This window comes from Marinomonas sp. SBI8L (genome assembly GCF_001624705.1).
GTDB lineage: Bacteria > Pseudomonadota > Gammaproteobacteria > Pseudomonadales > Marinomonadaceae > Marinomonas.
The window spans coordinates 1-752 of the sequence record NZ_JSEO01000036.1 but is presented as its reverse complement, the minus strand read 5'-3'; the positions used below and the strand labels follow the sequence as shown (position 1 = coordinate 752).

Genomic DNA, 752 nt, shown 5'->3' with positions numbered 1-752 from the left:
ATCCCAACCAGAAACATGCTGTTCATCTACCAGTTGTTTTAGTTTACGCTTGCTGGTCACCGTGTAATTCAGGTTTAAACGCGCAAATTCTATTTGCTGCGGATGAACGGTACCCAAGGTTTCCAATACCCAATCATACAGTGGGCGGTGATCCTGAAACTCCAAAGTACAAACAGAGTGAGTAACGCCTTCAATCGCATCTGACAAACAATGGGTAAAGTCATACATTGGATAGACACACCATTGATCACCGGTTTGATGGTGATGAACATGGCGAACGCGATAAATAATAGGGTCACGTAAATTGATATTGGGGCTCGCCATATCAATCTTCGCGCGCAGTACCACTTCTCCATCAGCGTATTTGCCGTTTTTCATGTCGTCAAAAATCGCCAAATTCTCTTCAACAGAACGGTCACGATATGGACTGTTTTTGCCCGGCGCTTTCAACGTACCGCGATATTCACGCATTTGCTCAGCATTTAACTCGCAAACATATGCTTTACCGGCTTTGATTAGCTGTACAGCAAAATCGTAAAGCTGACCAAAATAATTAGAGGCAAACTTAGGCTCGCCCTGCCACTCATAACCAAGCCATTCGACATCACGCTTTATAGACTCAATATACTCAACACTTTCCTTTTCAGGGTTCGTATCGTCAAAACGCAAGTTACACTGACCTTGGTAACGCTGGGCCAAACCAAAATTCAAGCAAATGGACTTTGCATGCCCTATATGAAGGTAACCATTTG

At 43.8% G+C, this 752-nt stretch carries 1 protein-coding gene; it reads right to left on the bottom strand.

All coding sequences use genetic code 11. From position 1 onward, the window contains the following. Positions 1-752: glutamine--tRNA ligase (glnS, locus tag OA91_RS23780; RefSeq protein WP_063340105.1), on the bottom strand; the 752-nt coding region annotated here is incomplete at both ends.